Source organism: Streptomyces sp. NRRL S-340, from assembly GCF_000720185.1.
GTDB lineage: Bacteria > Actinomycetota > Actinomycetes > Streptomycetales > Streptomycetaceae > Streptomyces.
Window position 1 is genome coordinate 36,438 of record NZ_JOIY01000040.1, and the last position, 19,917, is coordinate 56,354.

General features: G+C 73.8%; 18 protein-coding genes. 9 read left to right on the top strand and 9 right to left on the bottom strand.

Annotated elements, in window-relative coordinates; genetic code table 11:
• The first annotated feature begins 77 nt into the window (after window positions 1–77).
• A complete protein-coding gene (locus IG64_RS28425; RefSeq protein WP_037861356.1) occupies window positions 78–3,281 on the top strand; it encodes a tetratricopeptide repeat protein in 3,204 nt (1,067 codons plus the stop codon).
• 88 nt (window positions 3,282–3,369) lie between these two features.
• Here IG64_RS28425 and IG64_RS28430 read toward each other — a convergent pair whose 3' ends face one another.
• Both IG64_RS28430 and mca read right to left on the bottom strand, forming a co-directional pair.
• A complete protein-coding gene (locus tag IG64_RS28430; protein ID WP_037861358.1) occupies window positions 3,370–3,615 on the bottom strand; it encodes a hypothetical protein in 246 nt (81 codons plus the stop codon).
• A gap of 6 nt (window positions 3,616–3,621) precedes the next feature.
• On the bottom strand, window positions 3,622–4,479 hold the full coding sequence (gene mca, locus IG64_RS28435) for a mycothiol conjugate amidase Mca (protein WP_037861359.1): 858 nt from the start codon (window positions 4,477–4,479) through the stop codon (window positions 3,622–3,624).
• 223 nt (window positions 4,480–4,702) lie between these two features.
• Here mca and IG64_RS28440 point away from each other — a divergent pair, with 223 nt between their 5' ends.
• Both IG64_RS28440 and greA read left to right on the top strand, forming a co-directional pair.
• A complete protein-coding gene (locus tag IG64_RS28440; protein WP_037861360.1) occupies window positions 4,703–5,101 on the top strand; it encodes a DUF4307 domain-containing protein in 399 nt (132 codons plus the stop codon).
• A gap of 195 nt (window positions 5,102–5,296) precedes the next feature.
• Complete coding sequence (gene greA / locus IG64_RS28445; RefSeq protein ID WP_037861361.1) at window positions 5,297–5,797, top strand: transcription elongation factor GreA; 501 nt, start codon at window positions 5,297–5,299, stop codon at window positions 5,795–5,797.
• A 136-nt stretch (window positions 5,798–5,933) separates the two neighbouring features.
• Here the strand turns inward: greA and ilvA are convergent, their stop codons facing one another.
• The gene (gene ilvA / locus IG64_RS28450; RefSeq protein ID WP_037861362.1) at window positions 5,934–7,181 is read right to left on the bottom strand and encodes a threonine ammonia-lyase; all 1,248 of its coding nucleotides are present in this window, start codon (window positions 7,179–7,181) and stop codon (window positions 5,934–5,936) included.
• Between the two features lie 168 nt (window positions 7,182–7,349).
• Here ilvA and IG64_RS28455 point away from each other — a divergent pair, with 168 nt between their 5' ends.
• The 3 genes from IG64_RS28455 to IG64_RS28465 all read left to right on the top strand — a co-directional run bounded on the left by IG64_RS28455 (window position 7,350) and on the right by IG64_RS28465 (window position 8,911).
• A complete protein-coding gene (locus IG64_RS28455) occupies window positions 7,350–7,850 on the top strand; it encodes a MarR family winged helix-turn-helix transcriptional regulator (RefSeq protein ID WP_037861405.1) in 501 nt (166 codons plus the stop codon).
• A gap of 197 nt (window positions 7,851–8,047) precedes the next feature.
• Window positions 8,048–8,551 (top strand): sigma factor-like helix-turn-helix DNA-binding protein, encoded by a 504-nt coding sequence (locus tag IG64_RS28460; RefSeq protein ID WP_037861364.1) that lies wholly within the window; start codon window positions 8,048–8,050, stop codon window positions 8,549–8,551.
• A 111-nt stretch (window positions 8,552–8,662) separates the two neighbouring features.
• Complete coding sequence (locus tag IG64_RS28465) at window positions 8,663–8,911, top strand: hypothetical protein (protein WP_037861406.1); 249 nt, start codon at window positions 8,663–8,665, stop codon at window positions 8,909–8,911.
• Window positions 8,912–9,017: 106 nt separating this feature from the next.
• Here IG64_RS28465 and IG64_RS28470 read toward each other — a convergent pair whose 3' ends face one another.
• A complete protein-coding gene (locus tag IG64_RS28470; RefSeq protein WP_037861366.1) occupies window positions 9,018–10,172 on the bottom strand; it encodes a cystathionine gamma-synthase in 1,155 nt (384 codons plus the stop codon).
• A 124-nt stretch (window positions 10,173–10,296) separates the two neighbouring features.
• On the opposite strand from IG64_RS28470, the gene IG64_RS28475 reads away from it, so the two are divergent.
• Entirely contained in the window at window positions 10,297–11,415 is a 1,119-nt protein-coding gene (locus IG64_RS28475; RefSeq protein WP_037861368.1) for a hypothetical protein, read from the top strand.
• Between the two features lie 53 nt (window positions 11,416–11,468).
• Here the strand turns inward: IG64_RS28475 and IG64_RS28480 are convergent, their stop codons facing one another.
• Window positions 11,469–12,509, bottom strand: coding sequence for an NAD(P)-dependent alcohol dehydrogenase (locus tag IG64_RS28480; protein ID WP_037861369.1), 1,041 nt, complete (start codon window positions 12,507–12,509; stop codon window positions 11,469–11,471).
• A 169-nt stretch (window positions 12,510–12,678) separates the two neighbouring features.
• On the opposite strand from IG64_RS28480, the gene IG64_RS28485 reads away from it, so the two are divergent.
• Window positions 12,679–13,686 (top strand): helix-turn-helix domain-containing protein, encoded by a 1,008-nt coding sequence (locus IG64_RS28485; RefSeq protein WP_037861370.1) that lies wholly within the window; start codon window positions 12,679–12,681, stop codon window positions 13,684–13,686.
• A gap of 153 nt (window positions 13,687–13,839) precedes the next feature.
• Here IG64_RS28485 and IG64_RS28490 read toward each other — a convergent pair whose 3' ends face one another.
• Complete coding sequence (locus tag IG64_RS28490; RefSeq protein WP_199811668.1) at window positions 13,840–15,102, bottom strand: L,D-transpeptidase; 1,263 nt, start codon at window positions 15,100–15,102, stop codon at window positions 13,840–13,842.
• A gap of 520 nt (window positions 15,103–15,622) precedes the next feature.
• Here IG64_RS28490 and IG64_RS28495 point away from each other — a divergent pair.
• Window positions 15,623–16,033, top strand: a complete 411-nt coding sequence (locus tag IG64_RS28495; protein WP_037861371.1) for an LAETG motif-containing sortase-dependent surface protein — start codon at window positions 15,623–15,625, stop codon at window positions 16,031–16,033.
• A gap of 51 nt (window positions 16,034–16,084) precedes the next feature.
• Here the strand turns inward: IG64_RS28495 and hutH are convergent, their stop codons facing one another.
• The 3 genes from hutH to IG64_RS28510 all read right to left on the bottom strand — a co-directional run bounded on the left by hutH (window position 16,085) and on the right by IG64_RS28510 (window position 19,874).
• On the bottom strand, window positions 16,085–17,623 hold the full coding sequence (gene hutH / locus IG64_RS28500; RefSeq protein WP_037861373.1) for a histidine ammonia-lyase: 1,539 nt from the start codon (window positions 17,621–17,623) through the stop codon (window positions 16,085–16,087).
• A 99-nt stretch (window positions 17,624–17,722) separates the two neighbouring features.
• A complete protein-coding gene (locus IG64_RS28505; RefSeq protein ID WP_037861374.1) occupies window positions 17,723–18,874 on the bottom strand; it encodes a GGDEF domain-containing protein in 1,152 nt (383 codons plus the stop codon).
• A 205-nt stretch (window positions 18,875–19,079) separates the two neighbouring features.
• Window positions 19,080–19,874 (bottom strand): enoyl-CoA hydratase/isomerase family protein, encoded by a 795-nt coding sequence (locus IG64_RS28510; protein ID WP_037861377.1) that lies wholly within the window; start codon window positions 19,872–19,874, stop codon window positions 19,080–19,082.
• Window positions 19,875–19,917 lie beyond the last annotated feature (43 nt).

Below are 19,917 nucleotides of genomic sequence, written 5' to 3' on the forward strand. Positions count from 1 at the left end.
TCGCCACCCCCTCGCGCTCGCGCCCCGCTCGAAGGACACTCGTAGGCACAGGAGTTGCCGCCGGAGGGGGACGGGACATGCGGGACGCTCATCGGGCGGAGGCCGAACGGCTGCTCGCCCGGGCCGTGGAGGAGGAGGTGCGCCGGTCGGGCGGGCGGGTGGACGGCGGTGTGCTGCTGTCGCGCGCCAAGGCCGCGCTGGACTCCCTCGCCCGGCCGGCCCAGGAGGAGTACGAGGCGTACACCCGGGCGCTGGACGAGGCGGCGGCCGGGCAGCTGACGTTCGCGCAGCGCTACGCGCGCGAGGGCGCCGGAACTCCCCTGATGGTCGCGGTGGTCGCCGCGCTCGCCGCCGCCGTGGGCGACGTGGCGCTCGGCACCGGGGCGGGCACCGCGCTCGGCGCGGGTGCCGTCGTCGCCGTGGCGGGCGCCGCCGCCACCGTCGTCAAGGTGGGCGCCGCCCATCTGCCCGCGGCCCACCACCGGGCGGGCGCGGCCGGCCAGCCCGGCGGTCCCGAGCAGCTGCGGCTGCAGTGGCTCACCGCCCTGGAGGTGCGCGGCATCCGGCCGTTCCTGGACCAGCAGCGCGTGCTCACCGCCTCCGCCGCGCCGAAGAAGGCGGCGCCCCGGCTGCGCGGCGCGGACAAGAGCGCGGCGGCTCGCAGGCGCAGCGTGCTGGAGCAGTCCTTCGGGCAACTGCCCGAGCCGGACGGCGTCTTCGCCGGGCGGCGGCAGGAGGTGGCGCGGATCCGGCAGTGGGTGCAGGCGGCCCGCGCCCACACCGAGACCCGGCCGACGGTCGTCGTCCTGCACGGCGCGCCCGGCTCCGGCCGCTCCACCCTCGCCGTCCGCGCGGCGCACGAGCTGCGCGACCAGTTCCGCGGCGCGGTCGTCGTCGACCTGCGCGGAGACAGCGCCGAGGAGCCGCCGCTGACCACCCGTGACGCGCTGCTGCACCTGCTGAACCGGCTGGGCGCACCCCGCGAGCAGCTCCTGTTCCGCGACCGCTCCTCGCCCGACCAGCAGGTCAAGCGGCTGGGCGAACTGTACGACCAGCATCTGACGGGGCTGCCGGTGACGATCGTGCTGGACGACGCCTCGGACGCCGCTCAGGTGGCCGCCCTGGTGCCCGAGCGCTCCGACGGCCTGGTCCTGGTCACCGCCCGCACCCCGCTGGAGCTGTCCGCCGGCCTGCCGGCCTGGGTGTACCAGCTCCCGGTGGAGGCCCTGGACGAGGCCGGCGCAGAGGAGCTGCTGGCCGCCGCCGCCGAGGACACCGCCGGTCCCTACGACGCGGAGTCCGCCGAGCGGATCCGCGCGCTGTGCGGCGGGCTGCCGCTGGCGCTGCGGATCGCGGGCTCCGCCCTCGGCCCGCGCTCGCCGCGCCGGCTGGCCACGGACCTCGCGGCGTACGGCCCGGTGGATCCCGTCGAGCGGGCCCTGTGGCTGCGCTACACCGACCAGGCGGAACCGGCCCGCCGGCTGCTGCGGCGGCTCGCCCTGGCGGGCCGCGCCTCGCTGGGCGCCGCGGCGGCGGCCGCGCTGCTCGCCACGGACGAGGCAGAGGCGACCCGGCACCTGACGGCCCTGGCCCGCGCCGGTCTGATCGACCACGTGCGCGGCAGCCGCTACCGGCTGCACGACCTGGTGCGGTCCTTCGCCCACGCCCGGCTGCTGGACGAGGAGGACCCCGCCGAGCGGACGGCCGCGCAGGAACGGCTGATCGGGAACTACGCCGAGCTGGCCGACTCGGTGCTGCGCCTGGTCGACGGCAACAACTCGACCCGCTCGGACCGCTTCAGCCCGCACGGTTTCACCTCCCTCGACGAGGCGCTGCGCTGGCTGGACGACGAGTCCAGCTTCATCACGGCGGCCCTGCGGCACGCGGAGGACGTGGACCAGGCGGCCGTCCTCAACCTGCTGGGCGCGCTGTGCGACTACTGCCTGCTGCGCGGCGACCTGTACCGGCTGGGTGAGATCAGCGAGCTGACCCAGGCCGTAGACCAGGGGCTGCTGGTCCGCTCGGTGCAGTGGCGCACCGGCATCGCGGCCCGGCAGCTGGGCGAGCTGGACAAGGCGCGCGCCACGCTGGCCTCCGTCGTGGACCTGTACCGCGAGGCGCACCACGAGGCGGGCGCGGCCCGCGCGCTGAACTCGCTCGGCATCACCCTGCACCACCAGGGCAGCCTGACCGAGGCCGCGGCCCGGCTGCGCGAGGCCATGGCGTTGCAGGACGTGCCGGAGCTGGCCACCGACCGGGCGTGGACGATGCACGCGCTGGCGGCCGTGGAGCGTGACCGGGGCAACCTGGCCGAGGCGCTGGACCTGCTGACGCGTTCCCTGGTGCTGCACCGCGAGGGCGGCTCCGTGCACGGCGAGGCGTGGGCGCACTTCCAGCTGGGCCAGCTCGCGCTGCGCCAGGGCGACGTGGAGGAGGCGGAGGCGCACCTGGGCGAGGCCCTGGAGCGTTACGGCCGCACCCGCGACGCCCGCGGCGAGGCCTGGGCGCTGACGCAGCTGGCGCGCGCCCGGCTGCTGGCCGGGGAGACCGCGGAGGCGGTGGAGGCGCTGCGCGGGGCGGCCGCCCGGCACCGTGACAACGAGGACGCCCGCGGTGAGGCGTGGACGCTGTACTACCTGGGCCAGGCGCTGGAGGAGACCGGCGGTCTGGACCAGGCGGTGCGCGAGCTGGAACGGGCCCGCACGATGTTCTCCCGGATGCGGGACGTCTACGGTCTGGCCTGCGCCCGTCACCATTCGGCCCGGGTCACCCGCGACCAGCGGGCGGCGCAGACCGGCTCGCTGCGCAACTCCGGTTTCGCCCGTCAGCTCCTGGTGGACGCGCGCGCCGACTTCCAGCGCATCGGGGTGGCGCACGGCGAGGCCTGGACGTGCCTGGAGCTGGCCGTGGTCGACGCGGGCAACGCCCGCATCCCGCAGGCGCTCGCCCTGTGTGACGAGGCGCTGGCGCTGTTCGCCTCCTACGGCGACCGGCGCGGCGAGGACTGGGCGCGCTTCGTGCGCTGCACGCTGCTGCCGTTCGCGGCGCCCGGCGGCGTGGAGGTCGGTACGGCCGTCGCCCAGGAGGACCTGGCGGCGCTGGCCCGCGCCGGCCACCCGCTGCGGGACCGGAAGCTGGAGGGCTGCATCGAGGCGTACCAGCTCGTCCTGGAGCGCGGTGTGAGCCTGGAGGGCGGCTGGCAGGCCTGGCGCCTGGGCATGGTCCCGGACCGGCACGCCCGTGAGGTGATGGGTGTGCAGGCGGCACCGGCGCGGGGGTGAGGCAGCGGCGCGAGCGGGCGTGCGGGCATGACGGAGGGTGACTCCGCGCACCGGGTGCGGTGGGCGGAATCACCCGCTGGGCGGCAGGTCAGCCCTTGGAGGGGTGGGCGCGGCCGGGGCCGCCCTTGCCCGAGGGGTCGGCCTCCTGGGCCTCCTTGAAGTCCACCTTGCCCATGTGGCGGTTCATGGACTTCATCAGGAACCACACCGCCAGGGCCATCACCGCGAAGACGATGAAACCGAGGACGCCGGGGGTGACCTTGTTCTTGTCGAACTCGGCCAGGGTGACCAGATGCGTCGTTGCCAGGCTCGCGCTTGCGCTCATGTCAGGCATTCTCCCTCAGTGCTGCCGGACGCCCGCAAAGAGGTCGTCCTCGGGCAGCGAGGTGTCCACGAGCGACTTCGCCAGCTCGTACTCCTCGGTCGGCCAGACCTCCTTCTGGACGTCCATCGGCACCCGGAACCAGCCGCCGTCGGGGTCGATCTGCGTGGCGTGGGCGATCAGCGCCTTGTCGCGGATCTCGAAGAAGTCCGCGCAGGGGACGTGCGTGGTCAGCGTGCGGTCCTTGTGGCCGGACTTCTCCCAGCGCTCCAGCCACTCGCCGTAGGGGGACTCCAGGCCGCGGTCGAGCAGGGCCTTGTGCAGCGCCTCGGTGCGCGCGCGGTTGAAGCCCTGGTTGTAGTACAGCTTCAGCGGCTGGTGGGCCGGGCCGTACTCGTCCTCCGGGTACTTCGCGGTGTCCGCCGCGCCCTCGAACGCCACCATCGAGATCTTGTGGGTCATGATGTGGTCGGGGTGCGGGTAGCCGCCGTTCTCGTCGTAGGTGGTGATCACCTGCGGGCGGAAGGAGCGGATCTGGCGCACCAGCTCGCCGGCGGCCTTGTCGACGTCCTCCAGGGCGAAGCAGCCCTCGGGCAGCGGCGGCAGCGGGTCGCCCTCGGGCAGGCCGGAGTCGACGAAGCCGAGCCACTCCTGCCTGATGCCGAGGATCTCGCGCGCCTCGTCCATCTCCTTCTTGCGCACTTCGTGGATGTGCTCCTCGATGTACGTGTCGCCCTGGAGCTTGGGGTTGAGGATGGAGCCGCGCTCTCCGCCCGTGCAGGTCACCACCAGCACGTCCACCCCCTCGGACACGTACTTCGCCATGGTGGCCGCGCCCTTGCTCGACTCGTCGTCGGGATGCGCGTGCACGGCCATCAGTCGCAGCTGGTCAGTCAAGGCTCATTCCTCAAGGTCAAGTCGGTGCCCGGCGTCGTCGGGCGCTGCACGGCCGCCGCGTCGGTGCCCCGCCGGTGCGGGGTGGCGGTCGAGCGGCGGTCCGGGGCTTCTATAGTGACCGAATCGGGGGGCGAATAATTCCGGAGCGGGGCTCCGGGGCCCCTCGCGGGACGACCGTCCCGCCCCTGCCGAGAGGACGATCATGAGTACGGCGAGCACCCGGCTGCCCGAGGGCCGCTACGGCCGCTCCCCGGACGAACGCGCCGACCGCAAACTCAAGATCGCCGGTGCCGTCCTCGGGGCCCTGCTGCTCGCCCTGATCGGCTACTTCGCCTACCACTACGTGGGGCAGAACAAGATCAGCGCCCAGGTCGTCTCGTTCCAGGCGTCGGACGACTCGGTGCAGATCCACCTGGAGGTGCACAAGGACGCCGGAGCGCGCGGTTACTGCACGCTGCGCTCGCAGGCGGCCGACGGCACCGAGGTGGGCCGGGCCGATTTCCGCTTCGACCAGCGCGCCAAGCAGGTCGACAAGGTCCTCACCCTGCGCACCACGGCCCGGGGGACGACCGGCGAGCTGCTGGGCTGCCACGCCGACTGACGCGGTCCGGGCGGGGCGACACCCGCGCTTCTTCCGGAATACGCGGTCGCTGACCTGCGTTGACGCAATTTAGATGGCTTATGTCCTCCCCCTTTCGCCACTGAATTGTTAGGCTCGTGGTTTCGCCCATCCATGAGGGACCATTCTTCTGGGTAGGGCGATGCTTTGTATTCCCAGTACCGACGAGGAGCACCTGTGACCCAGACCAGCGAGAACGTCACCTGGCTGACCCAGGAGGCGTACAACAAGCTCAAGGACGAGCTTGAGTACCTTACTGGTCCCGCGCGCACCGAGATCGCAGCCAAGATCGCGGCCGCGCGCGAGGAGGGCGACCTGCGCGAGAACGGTGGGTACCACGCGGCCAAGGAGGAGCAGGGCAAGCAGGAGCTCCGTGTGCGCCAGCTGACCCAGCTCCTCGAGAACGCCCAGGTGGGCGAGGCCCCGGCCTCCGCGGACGGCGCGGTCGCGCCCGGCATGGTCGTCACGATCGCCTTCGACGGTGACGAGGACGACACGCTGACCTTCCTGCTGGCCTCGCGCGAGTACGCGAGCGCCGACATCGAGACCTACTCGCCCCAGTCGCCGCTCGGCTCCGGCGTGATGGGCCACAAGGTCGGCGAGGACGCGGAGTACGAGCTGCCGAACGGCAAGAAGGCCTCGGTGAAGATCCTCAAGGCCGAGCCGTACAACGGCTGACCGCGCACGCGGTACCGGAGACGCGCACCCGTCCCGGAGACCGGGCCCCCCGTACGCCCCGCCGGGCACGGGGGGCTTCGTCGTACCCGGCGCGGGGCGGCGCAGCACCCGGCGCGGGCCGCGGGAGGGCCGCGGTTCAGACGATGACCGTGTAGCCGGCCTCGCGCAGGGCCTGGCCGACCTCGGCGCAGTGCGCCTGGCCCTTGGTCTCCAGGTGCAGCTCCACCTCGGCCTCCGTGAGCCCGAGCCGCGGGTCGGTCCGTACGTGACTGACGTCCAGGACGTTGGCGTCGACCGCCGACAGCACCCCGAGCAGGGTGGCCAGGGCGCCGGGCCGGTCCGTCAGCCGCAGCGTGACGGCCAGGTAGCGGCCCTGCGCCGCCATCCCGTGCCGCAGGACCCGCTGGAGCAGCACGGGATCGACGTTGCCGCCGGAGAGCACCGCCACGACCGGCCCCTCGAAGGCCTCCTCGGCGCCCTCGCCCCCCTCGGCGCAGAGCAGCGCCGCCACCGGGCTGGCCCCGGCCGGCTCCACCACCAGCTTGGCCCGCTCCAGCAGGAGCAGCAGGGCCGCGGACAGCTGGTCCTCGCCGACCGTGCGCACCTCGTCCACCAGTTCGGAGACGATGCCGAACGGCACGTCGCCCGGCCGCCCGACCCTGATGCCGTCGGCCATCGTCGCCGGGCTGCCGATCGCCACCGGCCGTCCCGCCGCCAGCGAGGGCGGGTAAGCCGCCGAGCCCGCCGCCTGCACCCCGATGATCCGCACGTCCGGCCGCAGCGCCTTCACCGCGACCGCGATCCCGGCCGCGAGCCCGCCGCCGCCGACACCGACGACGATCGTGCGCACCTGCGGGCACTGCTCCAGGATCTCCAGCCCGACGGTGCCCTGCCCCGCGATGACGTCCGGGTGGTCGAAGGGGTGGATGAAGACCGCGCCGGTCTCGGCGGCGTACTCCTGCGCGGCGGCCAGCGTCTCGTCGACCACCTGGCCGTGCAGGCGCACCTCGGCGCCGTAGCCCCGGGTGGCGCTGATCTTCGGCAGCGGGGCGCCCTTGGGCATGAACACCGTGGCGTGCACCCCGAGCAGCTGCGAGGCCAGGGCGACGCCCTGCGCGTGGTTGCCCGCGCTCGCGGCCACCACTCCCGCGGCGCGCTCCTCCGGCAGCAGGCCGGCGATCCGCACGTAGGCGCCGCGCAGCTTGAAGGAGCCCGTGCGCTGGAGGTTCTCGCACTTGAGGAGGACCGGCGCGCCCGCGAGTTCGGACAGGTGCCTGCTGCTCTCCATGGCGGTCACCCGCGCCACGCCCGAGAGCATCTTCTGGGCGCCGCGCACATCGTCCAGCGTGACGGGCGGGAAGGACTCAGCCGTGCCGTAGCTCATGATGGAAGTCTCGCAGTTCACGGCCGCGGCGGGTCGCCCGTGACCAACCCGCGAGACCGGTTCGCGCAGCGCCGGTACGCCCCGCCGTCCGGCCGCGTACCCTGTCCCCCAACCCAGCAGCCCGTCAGAAGTGAGCCTCCGGCCATGCCCACAACACCTGAAATGTCGATGGACATGACGAGCGTCGGTGACACCGGTCTCCTCGAAACCCTCCAGCACGAGGTGGCGCTGTTCGCCCGCCGTGCGGAACAGACCCGGCTCGGCGGGGTGGGGCAGGTCCGCAACTCCATGGACCGCGCCGCCTACCTGCTGCTCAACCGCCTCGACAAGGAAGGCCCGATGGGCGTCAAGGCGCTCGCCGCGAGCATGGGCATCGACTCCTCCACGGTCACCCGCCAGGTGGCGCCGCTGGTGGACACCGGGCTCGTGAAGCGGACCTCGCACCCCGAGGACGGGCGGGCGGTGGTGCTCCAGCTCTCCCCGCGCGGGCTGACGCGGCTGGAGGAGGTCCGCACCTCCAGGCGCCGGCTGATGGCCGAGCTGACCGAGGACTGGACGCCCGAGGAGCGCGCGGCCTTCTGCTCCCTGCTGACGCGGTTCAACCACGCGCTCTCCGGCCGCCAGTCGCCGCAGGGCGGCGCGGCGCGGGAGGCGGGACCGGCGTCCTGACCGCCGCCCGGGTGCGCGCCGGGGCCCGGGCACGCTCGTGCGGGGCCGCCCCGGCGCCACATGCCGTCCGCACGGCTCTTGACCGACGGGCCGCCCCTGGCCTGATATGAGACCCGGGGGGTTCGGTCGCACCGGTTTCTCGCGTCCCGTCACGGCCGTGGTCCCCCTTCCCACGACGGCCGTCGGCAGGAGGCGCGGTGCGAGAGCGGCAGGCGTCCCCCGGCGCGCGCCGGGCCCGGGAGTTCGAGGCGTTCGTCGCGGGCGCCGCCGGGCGGCTGCTGCACGCCGCCACCCTGCTCACCGCGGAGGCACCGCGGGACAACCCGCGCGCGCGGCGCCTGCTGACCCTGTCCCTCGCGCACACGTACGCGTGCTGGGACCGGCTGCGCGGCGAGGACCCCTACGAGCGTGCCCGGCAGTCGCTGGCGACGCGGTTCGCCCGGGAGGCCTGGCACCGGCACGGCGTGCGGGGCCGCGGCCGTTCCGCGCCGCCCGGCGCCCTGGCCGCCCTCTCCGCCCAGGAACGCCTGGTCATCGTCCTGCGGCTGTACGAGGGCGTCGCCGAGGAGCAGGCCGCCGCTCTGCTCGGCCTGCCCACCGAACGGGTCCGCGTGATCTGCGACCGGGCGATCGCCGCGCTCACGCACGCGCCCGCGCGCGCCGCTCCCGCCGTACGCGGCCCGAAGGTGGCCCCGTCGTAGCCGGGGCGGTCCGCCCGTCCCCGCCGGGCGCACGGGACGGGACACCGAGAGCGAACACGTGCGCGAGCGCAGGCGAGCCGTGACCAGCACCGGAGGACGACGGGGGGCGTGGTGAACAGAGTGGAGCGTGAGGCGGCCGTACGGCGGATCCTGGAGCAGACACCGCCCCAGGTGCCCGCCGGGCTGTACGACGCCGCCGTACGCCGCGGCGCCCGCATGCTGCGCCGCCGTACGCTCGCCCGCCGCGCCCTGTGGCTGCTGCTGTGCGCCGCGGCCGTCGCCTTCACCGTGTGGGCGCTGACGGTACGCCCCTGGGCGGAGCCGCCTTCGCAGACGACCCCGCCGGTGACGGACTGGTGAAACGGGCCACCGGGCCACCGGGCTTCCGGCGACCGGACCCCGGGACTCCTGTTCGCGCCGGCCGCCCGGCCGGTGGCCGGTGGCCGGCGAACAGCGGCCCGGTGTACTAGCCGAGGGCCTGCTGCAGGTCCTCCAGCAGGTCGTCGACGTTCTCGATGCCGACGGAGAGGCGGACCAGGTCCGCGGGGACCTCCAGGGCGGAGCCCGCGGCGGACGCGTGGGTCATGCGCCCCGGGTGCTCGATCAGGGACTCGACGCCGCCGAGGGACTCACCGAGGGTGAACACCTTGGCCCGGTTGCAGACCTCCACGGCCGCCTCCTCCCCGCCGTCGACCCGGAAGGAGACCATGCCGCCGAACGCCTTCATCTGCTTCGCGGCGACCTCGTGACCGGGGTGGTCGGGCAGCCCCGGGTACAGGACGCGCGTCACGCGCCGGTGCCGGGACAGCATGTCGGCGACCTTGGTGGCGTTCTCGCTGTGCCGGTCCATGCGCACCGCGAGGGTCTTGGTGCCGCGCAGCACCAGCCAGGAGTCGAAGGGGCCGGCGACGGCGCCCATGGCGTTCTGGTGGTACGCCAGTTCGTCACCGAGTCCGGCGTCGCTCACGATCAGCGCGCCGCCGACGACGTCCGAGTGGCCGCCCATGTACTTGGTCAGCGAGTGCACGACCACGTCGGCGCCCAGCGCGAGCGGCTGCTGCAGGTACGGCGTCGCGAAGGTGTTGTCCACGACGAGCTTCGCACCGGCGTCCCGGGCGACCTGGGCGAGGGCGGCGATGTCGGTGACGCCGAGCAGCGGGTTGGAGGGGGTCTCCACCCACACCGCCTTGGTCCGCTCGGTGATCGCGGCCCGTACGGCGGCCGGGTCGCTGGTGTCGGCCACCGACCACTCCACGCCCCAGCGGGAGACGACCTTGGCGAACAGGCGGAACGTGCCGCCGTAGGCGTCGTTCGGGATCACCACGTGGTCGCCGGGGGCGAGCAGCGTCCGCAGCAGGCAGTCCTCGGCCGCCAGTCCGGACGCGAACGCGAGGCCCCGGCGGCCGCCCTCCAGGGCGGCGAGGTTCTCCTCGAGGGCGGTCCTGGTCGGGTTGGCGCTGCGGCTGTACTCGTAACCGCCGCGCAGACCGCCCACGCCGTCCTGCTTGTAGGTCGAGACCTGGTAGATCGGCGGGACGACCGCGCCGGTGAGGGGATCGGCGGTGTTGCCCGCGTGGATCGCGAGGGTCTCGAAGTGCTGACTGATGTGCTCGTCGCTCATGGGCCCGAGGGTAGTGCTCCCGGGGCCCCGGCGCGGGGCGCCGGGCACGGCGGGCGCCGCGGGGTTTTCCACAGGCCGGGGCGCAGGTTGGCCAATTGACGGCGCGGTCTGGTTCGCTTGAGGCATGGAGATTCTCTGGGTGCTGACGGCGCTGGTCCTGCTGAGCTTCGTGCTGCTCCCGTTCCTGCGGCGCAGGCGGGGCGTCATCGAGCAGGTCCCGCCGGGGCACCCGGACGCGGCGGACCCGGCGGACTACGGGTTCGCACCGCAGGAGGAGCTGGACGTCCGCATGCCCGGTCCCGACCAGGACCTGCTGGACGTGCTGGACCTGGTGCAGCGCACCCAGGACCACCACGCCGCCTCCCAGCTGCTGGCGGGCACCGAGGCGGAGGGCGAGCTGCGCTGGCAGCGCGTCCAGGCCTTCGCCGGTGCCGCGGCGCTGGAACTCCAGCAGCGCCCGGGCGGCGTCAGCGAGACGCCCGGCGGGCAGTGGCTGCGGGTGTGGCGGGCGGAGTCCCCCAAGGACGCGGGCGGCGCGGCGGTGCACGCCGAGTTCCTGGTGCAGCAGGCGTGGCGGACGTCGACGCCGGGGACGGACGAGTTCCGGATCATCATGGAGGAGGCCCGCGTCTCGTGCGGCGAGGCCGCGCTGCTGGCCCCGGGCGATCCGGTCCCCTACATCATCGAGCTGTCGGTGGCGCGCGGACTCTCCTACTCCCGGCCGGAGTTCGAGCAGCTCTGGCTGAAGATCCTCGACCGCGCCCCGGCCCACATGGGCGCCCACCTGGCCGCGCTGCACTACTGGTGCGAGAAGTGGCACGGCTCGCGGCAGCTGGCGATGGAGTTCGCCCAGGCCGCCGCGGCCCGCGCGCCGCGCGGCTCGCTGCTCGCCGCCATGCCGCTGTTCGCGGTCTTCGAGCACCTCCCCGAGGTGAACCTGGTCCGCGGCTTCTACCAGAGCGAGGTCGTCACCAAGGCGGTCCACGGCGCCCTGCACGCCATCCACTCGGCCCGCCCCGGCGACCCGATGGCAGCGCACGTGCGCCACCTGCTCATCTTCTTCCTGGTCCGCTCCGAACGCTGGGCGGAGGCCATGCACCAGCTCGTACACGTCGACGGCCACGTCGGCGCCCTGCCCTGGACCCTGTCCGAGGACCCGGCGGCGGAGTTCGCCGTCTACCGCGCCCTGGCGGTGGCCGGCTACGAGGCCAACGGCGGCAACCCGGCGACCCTGCCGCACTGACGCGCGCCCGCCCGGTCCCCGCGTGCGCGTGGGGCCGGGCGGCGCCGGGTGTCTCAGATCGTCGCCGTGTCGATCACGAAGCGGTAGCGCACGTCGCTGGCCAGCACCCGCTCGTACGCCTCGTTGATCTCCTGCGCCCCGATCAGTTCGATCTCGGCGCCCAGGCCGTGCGCGGCGCAGAAGTCCAGCATCTCCTGGGTCTCGGCGATGCCGCCGATGCTGGAGCTGCTCAGGCTGCGCCGGCCGCCGGCGACGGCGGAGAGCGGGATCTGCACGGGCTCCTCGGGCAGGCCGACGTTCACCAGCGCGCCGTCCGTGCGCAGCAGGGACAGGAAGGCGGGGAAGTCGAGCGGCGCCGAGACCGTGTTCAGGATCAGGTCGAAGGAGCCCTGGAGCTGCTCGAACGTCGCCGGGTCACTGGTGGCGTAGTAGTGGTCGGCGCCCATGCGCAGGCCGTCGTCCTGCTTGCGCAGGGACTGGGAAAGGACGGTCACCTCCGCGCCGAGCGCGTGGGCGATCTTGACGCCCATGTGACCGAGACCGCCGAAGCCCACCACGGCGACCTTCTTGCCGGGGCCGGTGTTCCAGTGCTTCAGCGGGGAGTACGTGGTGATGCCGGCGCACAGCAGCGGCGCGGCCACGTCCAGGGCCAGGCCGTCGGGGATGCGGACGACGTAGTTCTCGTCGACCACGATCTTCTCGGAGTAGCCGCCGTAGGTCGGCTCGCCGTCCTTGCCCACGGCGTTGTACGTCCAGGTCGGGCGGCGGACGCAGTACTGCTCCAGGCCTGCGGCGCAGTTGTCGCACTCGCGGCAGGAGTCGACCATGCAGCCGACGCCCACGCGGTCGCCGACCGCGTACCGGGTGACGCCGGGACCGACCTCGGAGACGACGCCCGCGATCTCGTGGCCGGGGACCATCGGGAAGATCGCCTGGCCCCAGCCTTCGCGGGCCTGGTGGATGTCCGAGTGGCAGATGCCGGCGAACTTGATGTCGATCAGCACATCGAACTCGCCGACTGCCCGGCGTTCGATGGTGGTGCGCTCCAGCGGCGCCTTCGCTGCGGGGGCGGCGTATGCGGCGACAGTGGTCATGCCGAGGGGTCTCCTAGCGGTTGGCGTGCCCGGCTGCCTTCCGGCCGGGCACGTCGTACAGCGTGCCTGCTGGCGGGCCGTCCGCCCAGACCACGGTTCTGCGTACGTCCGCTGTGCCTACCACTGGCGGGGGCAGGATGCGGTGCGTAGGACCAGGGATACTGGACGTATGGACGAAAAGCCCGAAACGGCCGCGACGGAAGGCGGTGCGCGGACCGGCGCGCGCGCCGGAGCCGGCGTGGAGACCGGGGCGCACGCCGGGGCCGGCGCGGAGACCGGGGCGCACGCCGGGGCCGGTGCGGGGCTGGAGCGGCGTGCCGAGCTGAGCGAGTTCCTGCGCACGCGCCGGGCCCGGCTCCAGCCGGAGGACGTGGGCCTGCCGCACTACGGGCGCCACCGCCGGGTGCCCGGTCTGCGCCGCGAGGAGCTGGCCCAGCTGGCCGGCGTCTCGGTGGCGTACTACACCCGCCTGGAACAGGGCAACGGCCGCAACGTCTCCGCGGAGGTGCTGGACTCCATCGCCCGCGCGCTGCGCCTGACCGATGCCGAGCACGCCCACCTGACCCATCTGGCCAAGCCCAAGCACAAGAAGAAGCAGACGGCGCCGACGCAGCAGGTGCGCTCCTCGCTGCGGCAGCTGCTCGACACGATGGACACCGTCCCGGCGTACGTGGTGGGGCGGCGCTCGGAGCTGCTGGCCTGGAACCCGATGGCGGCGGCCGTCTTCGGCGACTGGTCCCAGCTGCCCGCCACCGAGCGGAACTGGGCCCGCATGGTCTTCCTGGACCCGCACACCCGGGACCTCTACGTCGACTGGGAGCAGAAGGCGATCGACATCGTGTGCGCGCTGCACATGGAGGCCGGCTGCTATCCGGACGACCCGCGGCTGTCGGCCCTCGTCGGTGAACTGTCCGTCAAGAGCGAGGACTTCCGCCGTCTGTGGGCCACCCACGACGTCAAGGAGAAGAGCCACGGCGTCAAGCGCCTGCGCCACCCCCTGGTCGGTGAGCTGGCGCTGCGCTACGAGACCTTCAAACTGGCCGACGACGCCGAGCAGTCGCTGGTGGCCTACCACGCCGAGCCCGGCTCCCCGTCCGCGGAGTCGCTGCGCCTGCTGGCCAGTTGGGGTGCGGACGCGACCCGGTCGGGGAGCGGGAGCCCGGCGCCCTCGGCGTGACGCCGGGCGGATGGACCGGGCGGGCCGGCGGACGGGCGGATCGGGCGGACGGCCGGGACGGAGACCGGCCCGGCCCCGCCCCGGCTTCCTCCGGCCGCGAAAACACCGGTGCCGCCCTCGCGGGGCGGCACCGGTGGGGCAACTGAGGGTGGGTCAGGCGGCCGAGCCGGCCTTCCACTGGGACCAGCTCATGTTCCAGCCGTTGAGGCCGTTGTCCGGGGCGACCGTCTTGTCGCCGGTGTGCTGGACCACCACGACGTCACCGATCAGGGAGTGGTTGTAGAACCACGCGGCCGGCGTCTTCGTGTCCTTGGCGCCCTTCGTGTCCTGCAGGCCGACACAGCCGTGGCTGGTGTTGGCGTTGCCGAAGACGGACGGCGCGTTCCAGTAGGCGCCGTGGATGAAGGTGCCGGAGGTGGTCAGGCGCATGGCGTGCGGTACGTCCTTGATGTCGTACTCGCCCTTGCCGTCGGAGTCCGTGAAGCCGACCGACGCGCCGTTCATCCGGGTCTGGGTGAACTTCTCCGAGATCACCATCGCGCCCTCGTAGGTGGTGTGCTCGGGGGAGCCGGCGGAGATCGGGATGGTCTTGACGGTCTTGCCGTCCTGCTTGACCTTCATCTGCTTGGTCTTCGCGTCGACGTAGGAGACCTGGTTGCGGCCGATGTGGAAGGTGACCGTCTTCTGCTGGACGCCGTAGACGCCCTGGGCGCCCTGCACACCGTCGAGGTCGAGCTTCAGCGTGACGGTGGAGCCCTCCTTCCAGTACTGCTCGGGGCGGAAGTCGAGGCGGTTGGCGCCGAACCAGTGGCCGACGACCTCCTGGCCGCTGGAGGAGGAGACGGTGATGTGCTTCTGCACCGCCGCCTTGTCGGTGATGGACTTGTCGAAGTTGATCGAGACGGGCATGCCCACGCCGACGGTGGTGCCGTTGTCCGGCGTGAAGGTGCCGATGAAGCTGTGCGCCGGGGCGACGGTGGTGAACGAGGCGTTCTCGTGGGCGGCGCGGCCCTTGGCGTCCGTGGCGGTGGCGGCGACCTTGTAGGTGGTGGAGCGGGCGAGCGGGCCGCTCGGCTTCCAGCTGGTCTTGTCCGCCGATATCCGGCCCTCGACGGCCTTGCCGTCGGCGGTCGTCATGGTGACGTCCGTCAGCGTGCCCTTGGTCACGGCGACCGCGGCCGAGTTGTTGATGGACGCGTTGTCGGAGCCGTCCGCCGGTGTGATCTTGATCTGGGCCTCCGACGTCTGCTGGGCCGCGGCCTTGTCCGCCGTGGCCTGCGAGCTGTCGTCGCTGTTCCCGCCGGCCGCGTTGCTGCTGCCGGAGCAGGCCGAGAGCACCAGAACACCGCCGAGCAGAGCGGACGAGGCCATCATGGCCCTGCGCCGCTTGCTGTTCGTCATCACACGCTTCTCCATCGTTGCCGTATTCCCCGGGACCCCTCGAATCCCCCGTCGCGAATCATCAACGCTACGACCGTTTCGTCCCGTTCCCCAGGCCGCCCCGGTGTGTGCCTCGCCACGTCGGCCGGGCCGCGGGGCGGGCGCGGGGGCGCCGCGCGGGCGGGTTCGCGGGAGGTGCCTGCCATCATCCTCGCCGGGTCCCCGGCCCGGAAAGGCGGGGTCACGCCCGGTGGGGGCGGGGTCGCGCACGGCGGGGTCGCGGGGCCGGCCGCGGGCCCCGGCGGCTGCCGCCCGGCGCCCCGCCGGACCGCACGCGCCGGACCGCGCGCCCCTCGGTGCGGGGGCAGTGTCGTCGGTCACAAGTGGGCGCCGCACCCACACGGCACGCGCGAATCGGCGCAAAGCGCTACTGATCGGGTGGCGCGCTCGGGCCGGTCCCATGTCAAACCTCCCGTGACTTTCCCGTGACCCGTGGCTTTCACTAACATCGCCCCACACGGCCAATTCGCCAGTGCCACAAGGGGATCGATATTCCGTGTCAACCGCTCGCCGTACGCTTCTGACCGCCGCCGCCGCGGGCACCCTGCTGGGCGCCCTGTGGTTCGTCCCCTCCGCGAGCGCGTCGGGGGACACACCGGCGAGAGCGGTGGCCGACGCGGTGCCGACGGCCCACGCCACGGAGCGGGGACGCGCGGCGGGTACGACGGCGGACCGGGCCGCGGACGGGACGACGGCGACGGCCACGGGCTCCGGCTCCGGCTCCGGGGACACCGCCACCGCCGAGGGCACGGCCGGCGCCGGCGGGGCGGCCGGCAGCGGCGGCACCGAACTGGCCGACACCGGAAGCGTCGACACCACTCCCTACGTCGTCGGGGGGTCGCTCTTCCTCGCGGCGGGCGCCGGCTTCGTCGTCTATTCGGTACGCCGGGAACGCCTCGGCTTCTGATCCTGCCGGGGCTCCGGCCCGCTCCGGCCGGCGGAGCGGGCCGGGCCGGGCTCACCGCAGCGGGCCGGTCACCGTCTCGGCCGCGGCGACCAGGCGGCCCTCGCGCACGAAGGCGTCGGCGGCGGCCAGGTCCGGCGCCAGGAAGCGGTCGGGGCCGGGACCGCCCACGCCCGCCTCCCGCGCGGCGTCGATGACCGCGCGGCTGGCCGGGGCCGGGGCCAGCCCCTCGCGCAGCTCGACGGCGCGCGCGGCGGCGTACAGCTCGATCGCGATGATCCGGGTCAGGTTGCCGACGGCCGTGCGCAGCTTGCGCGCCGCCGACCAGCCCATGGAGACGTGGTCCTCCTGCATGGCGGAGGACGGGATCGAGTCGGCGGAGGCGGGCACGGCGAGCCGCTTCATCTCGCTGACCAGCGCGGCCTGCGTGTACTGGGCGATCATCAGACCCGAGTCGACGCCCGCGTCGTCGGCGAGGAAGGGCGGCAGACCGTGGCTGCGGTTCTTGTCGAGCAGCCGGTCGGTGCGGCGCTCGGCGATGGAACCGAGGTCGGCGGCGGCGATGGCGAGGAAGTCCAGCACGTAGGCGACCGGGGCACCGTGGAAGTTGCCGTTGGACTCCACCCGCCCGTCGGGCAGCACGACCGGGTTGTCGACGGCGGAGGCCAGCTCCCGCTCGGCGACCAGGCGGGCGTGCGCGAGGGTGTCCCGCCCGGCGCCGGCGACCTGCGGGGCGCAGCGCACCGAGTACGCGTCCTGCACGCGGGGCGCGTCGTCCTGGTGGTGTCCGGTGAGCTGGGAGCCCGTGAGCACGGCGAGCATGTTGGCGGCGGAGGCGCCCTGGCCCGGGTGCGGGCGGATGGCGTGCAGTTCGGGGGCGAGGACCTTGTCCGTGCCGAGCAGCGCCTCCAGCGAGAGTGCCGCGGTGATGTCGGCGGACTTGTAGAGGGTGTCGAGGTCGGCGAGGGCCATGACCAGCATGCCGAGCATGCCGTCGGTGCCGTTGAGGAGGGCGAGCCCCTCCTTCTCGCGCAGTTCGACGGGCCGGATGCCGTGCTCGGCGAGCAGTTCGCCGGCCGGGCGCACGGTGCCGTCGGGGCCCTCCGCGTCGCCTTCGCCCATGAGGGTGAGGGCGCAGTGCGACAGGGGCGCGAGGTCGCCGGAGCAGCCGAGGGAACCGTACTCGTGCACGACCGGGGTGATGCCCGCGTTGAGGACGTCGGCCATGGTCTGCGCGACCTCGGGGCGGACGCCGGTGTGCCCGGAGCAGACGGTCTTCAGGCGCAGGAACATCAGGGCGCGTACGACCTCGCGCTCGACCCGCGGGCCCATGCCGGCGGCGTGCGAGCGGACGATGTTGCGCTGCAGCTGGGCGCGGAGTTCGGGGCTGATGTGCCGGGTCGCGAGGGCGCCGAAGCCAGTGCTGACGCCGTAGACGGGGTCGGGCTTGGCGGCCAGCGCGTCCACGATCTCGCGGGCCGCCGCCAGGGCCGCCACCGCCTCCCCGGACAGTTCGACGCGCGCGCCGTCGCGCGCCACGGCGAGGACGTCGGACGCGGTGACCCCCGACGTCCCCACCACCACAGTGTGCATATCCATATTCAGGAGCGTACGCAGTGAATGCGGAGATGTCACTAGTGGGACCGGGGGGTGACCCTTACCACGACCGTCGGTCCGCCCCACCCGGGCAGGTCAGGGCCGGCGCCCCCGGAAGCGGCGCCGCTCGGCCGGTGCGTCGGGGGCGGCCGGAGGCTCGTCGGCCAGGCGGACCACCGGGTCCGCGGGGCCTTCCCGGCCGGCGACGACCGGACGGTCCGCCCGCAGCGCCTTGGCCCGGTACTGCGCCGCGTCGGCGAGCCGGAACAGCCGGCGGGCCGAGGGCACCGGGCCGATCGCGTCCTCGGTCGACGCCACTCCGCATGCGACGCCCTCCCCCAGCTCCAGCTCGGCCGCCCGCCGGCACAGCTCGTCGGCCGCCTTGACCACCTCGTCGGCGGCCGGGCCGACCGCGAGCAGACAGAACTCGTCGCCGCCGAGCCGTGCCACGAGGGCGCCGGGCACCGTCGCCCCGCACAGCGACAGCACCGAGCCGAATCGTTCCAGCAGCCGGTCGCCGACCGCGTGCCCGAGGGTGTCGTTGACCCGCTTGAGCCCGTTGAGGTCACAGACGACGAGGCTGACGACCACCCCGTCCTCACGGTGCCGCTCGATCGCCTCCTCCAGCCGTACGTCCACGGCGCGGCGGTTGGCGAGCCCGGTGAGCGGGTCCGTGAACGCCAGCCTGCGGGCCTCCTCCAGCCGTTCCGTCTGCGCGAGGCCCGCCGCCACCACGGCGGCGAGGACCGTGGCGAAGTCGGCGTCGGACCGGTCGAAGACGGACCGGCCGGCCGGCCGGGCGACATACAGCTCACCCCAGGCCCGGCCGTGCTGCACGATCGGCGCGACCACGCAGCAGCCGCGGCCGCGCCGGCGCAGTGCCGCGACGCGCTGGTGGCAGTACCCGGGCTGCCCCGCCGCCGGGCCCTCGGCGGTCTCCACCCACGCGTCCGGCTCGCCGCCGGAGGCCCACCGCTCGTGCAGGAACTCGGCGATCTCCGGGAACTGGTGCACCGGGTACGCCTCCCCCTCCGGGAACTCCTCCTCCTCGGGCGCCCGGTCCCCCACGTTCACCAGCACCCGCAGCCGCCCGCGCTCGCGCTCCCACACCGACAGCGCGGCGAAGCTGCCCTCCAGCGCCCGGCACGCCCCGAGCGCCGCCGCCCGCCACGACTCCCGCGGCGTGTGCGCCGCGGCCATCCCCTGCGCCAACGCCACGACGGCGGCCAGTCGCCTGTTCTCGCCCATCACCCCAGGCTAGGGAGGTTTCACCTGATTCGGGACATTGGTGGGGCTGACAGAGGCCGTGATCACGACCACGGACGGAACCGGTGCGGTGATCCCGGCGCAAGAACCCGCGGAACCGCCCGGCACGGACGGATGCGGAAGGGACCGGCCCACCGGGACCGCCCGGACGGGACGGGCCCGGAAGGAAGAACCCGCGGGGAAGGACTCACTCGCCCGGCCAGCGCGGGGCCCGCTTCTCGTTGAAGGCCGTGACGCCCTCCGCACGGTCCGCCGAGAAGGCCGCCGAACGCCACGCCGCGTCCTCGACCTCCAGACCGGCCCGCAGGTCCAGCCCCTGCCCCAGCCGCAGCGCCCGCTTGGCCGCGCGCAGTCCCACGGGGGAGTTCGCCGCCATCCGGGCGCCCAGCTCCAGCGCCTCCTCGCGGTCCCGGCCCTCCTCCACCAGCAGGTCCACCAGCCCCAGATCCCGCGCCTCGGCCGCCTCCAGCCGCCGCGCGGTGAAGATCAGCTCCGCGGCACGCGCCGCGCCGACCCGCCGGGGCAGCAACTGCGTGCCGCCGCCGCCGGGGATCACGCCCACGGACACCTCCGGCAGCCCGACCACGGCCGTACGGTCGGCCACGATCACATCGCAGGAGAGCGCCAGTTCGAACCCGCCGCCGAGCGCGAACCCGTGCACCGCGGCGACGGTCGGCATCGGCAGCTCCAGTACGCCGGTGTACGCCCCGCGCGCCACCGGCCGTTGCCGCAGCAGGTCGGCGTCGGTGAAGGAGTTGCGCTCCTTGAGGTCGGCCCCGACGCAGAACGCCCGCTCGTGCGAGGAGGACAGGACGACCACGCGCGCGTCCGGATCGGCGGCGAGCGCCGCGCACGCCCCGGCGATCGACCGGGCCATGTCCGTCGACACGGCGTTCATGGCCTTGGGCCGGTCGAGGACGAGTTCCGCGACATGGCCGTGCCGCCGTACCAGCACGAACTCCCCGAACCGCTCCTCACTCATGACACCCTCCCGGTTAACGCGGGTTAACAACTCCTGCCCCGAT

Coding starts and splice junctions, on each gene's coding strand:
- ilvA (WP_037861362.1), bottom strand. CDS start 7,181: ATGAGCTACGGCACGGCTGAGTCCTTCCCGCCCGTCACGCTGGACGAT.
- IG64_RS28475 (WP_037861368.1), top strand. CDS start 10,297: ATGGAGATTCTCTGGGTGCTGACGGCGCTGGTCCTGCTGAGCTTCGTG.
- hutH (WP_037861373.1), bottom strand. CDS start 17,623: ATGCACACTGTGGTGGTGGGGACGTCGGGGGTCACCGCGTCCGACGTC.
- mca (WP_037861359.1), bottom strand. CDS start 4,479: ATGGCCGTGCACGCGCATCCCGACGACGAGTCGAGCAAGGGCGCGGCC.
- IG64_RS28440 (WP_037861360.1), top strand. CDS start 4,703: ATGAGTACGGCGAGCACCCGGCTGCCCGAGGGCCGCTACGGCCGCTCC.
- IG64_RS28480 (WP_037861369.1), bottom strand. CDS start 12,509: ATGACCACTGTCGCCGCATACGCCGCCCCCGCAGCGAAGGCGCCGCTG.
- IG64_RS28505 (WP_037861374.1), bottom strand. CDS start 18,874: ATGGGCGAGAACAGGCGACTGGCCGCCGTCGTGGCGTTGGCGCAGGGG.
- IG64_RS28455 (WP_037861405.1), top strand. CDS start 7,350: ATGGACATGACGAGCGTCGGTGACACCGGTCTCCTCGAAACCCTCCAG.
- IG64_RS28470 (WP_037861366.1), bottom strand. CDS start 10,172: ATGAGCGACGAGCACATCAGTCAGCACTTCGAGACCCTCGCGATCCAC.
- IG64_RS28510 (WP_037861377.1), bottom strand. CDS start 19,874: ATGAGTGAGGAGCGGTTCGGGGAGTTCGTGCTGGTACGGCGGCACGGC.
- IG64_RS28490 (WP_199811668.1), bottom strand. CDS start 15,102: ATGGAGAAGCGTGTGATGACGAACAGCAAGCGGCGCAGGGCCATGATG.
- IG64_RS28430 (WP_037861358.1), bottom strand. CDS start 3,615: ATGCCTGACATGAGCGCAAGCGCGAGCCTGGCAACGACGCATCTGGTC.
- IG64_RS28425 (WP_037861356.1), top strand. CDS start 78: ATGCGGGACGCTCATCGGGCGGAGGCCGAACGGCTGCTCGCCCGGGCC.
- IG64_RS28485 (WP_037861370.1), top strand. CDS start 12,679: ATGGACGAAAAGCCCGAAACGGCCGCGACGGAAGGCGGTGCGCGGACC.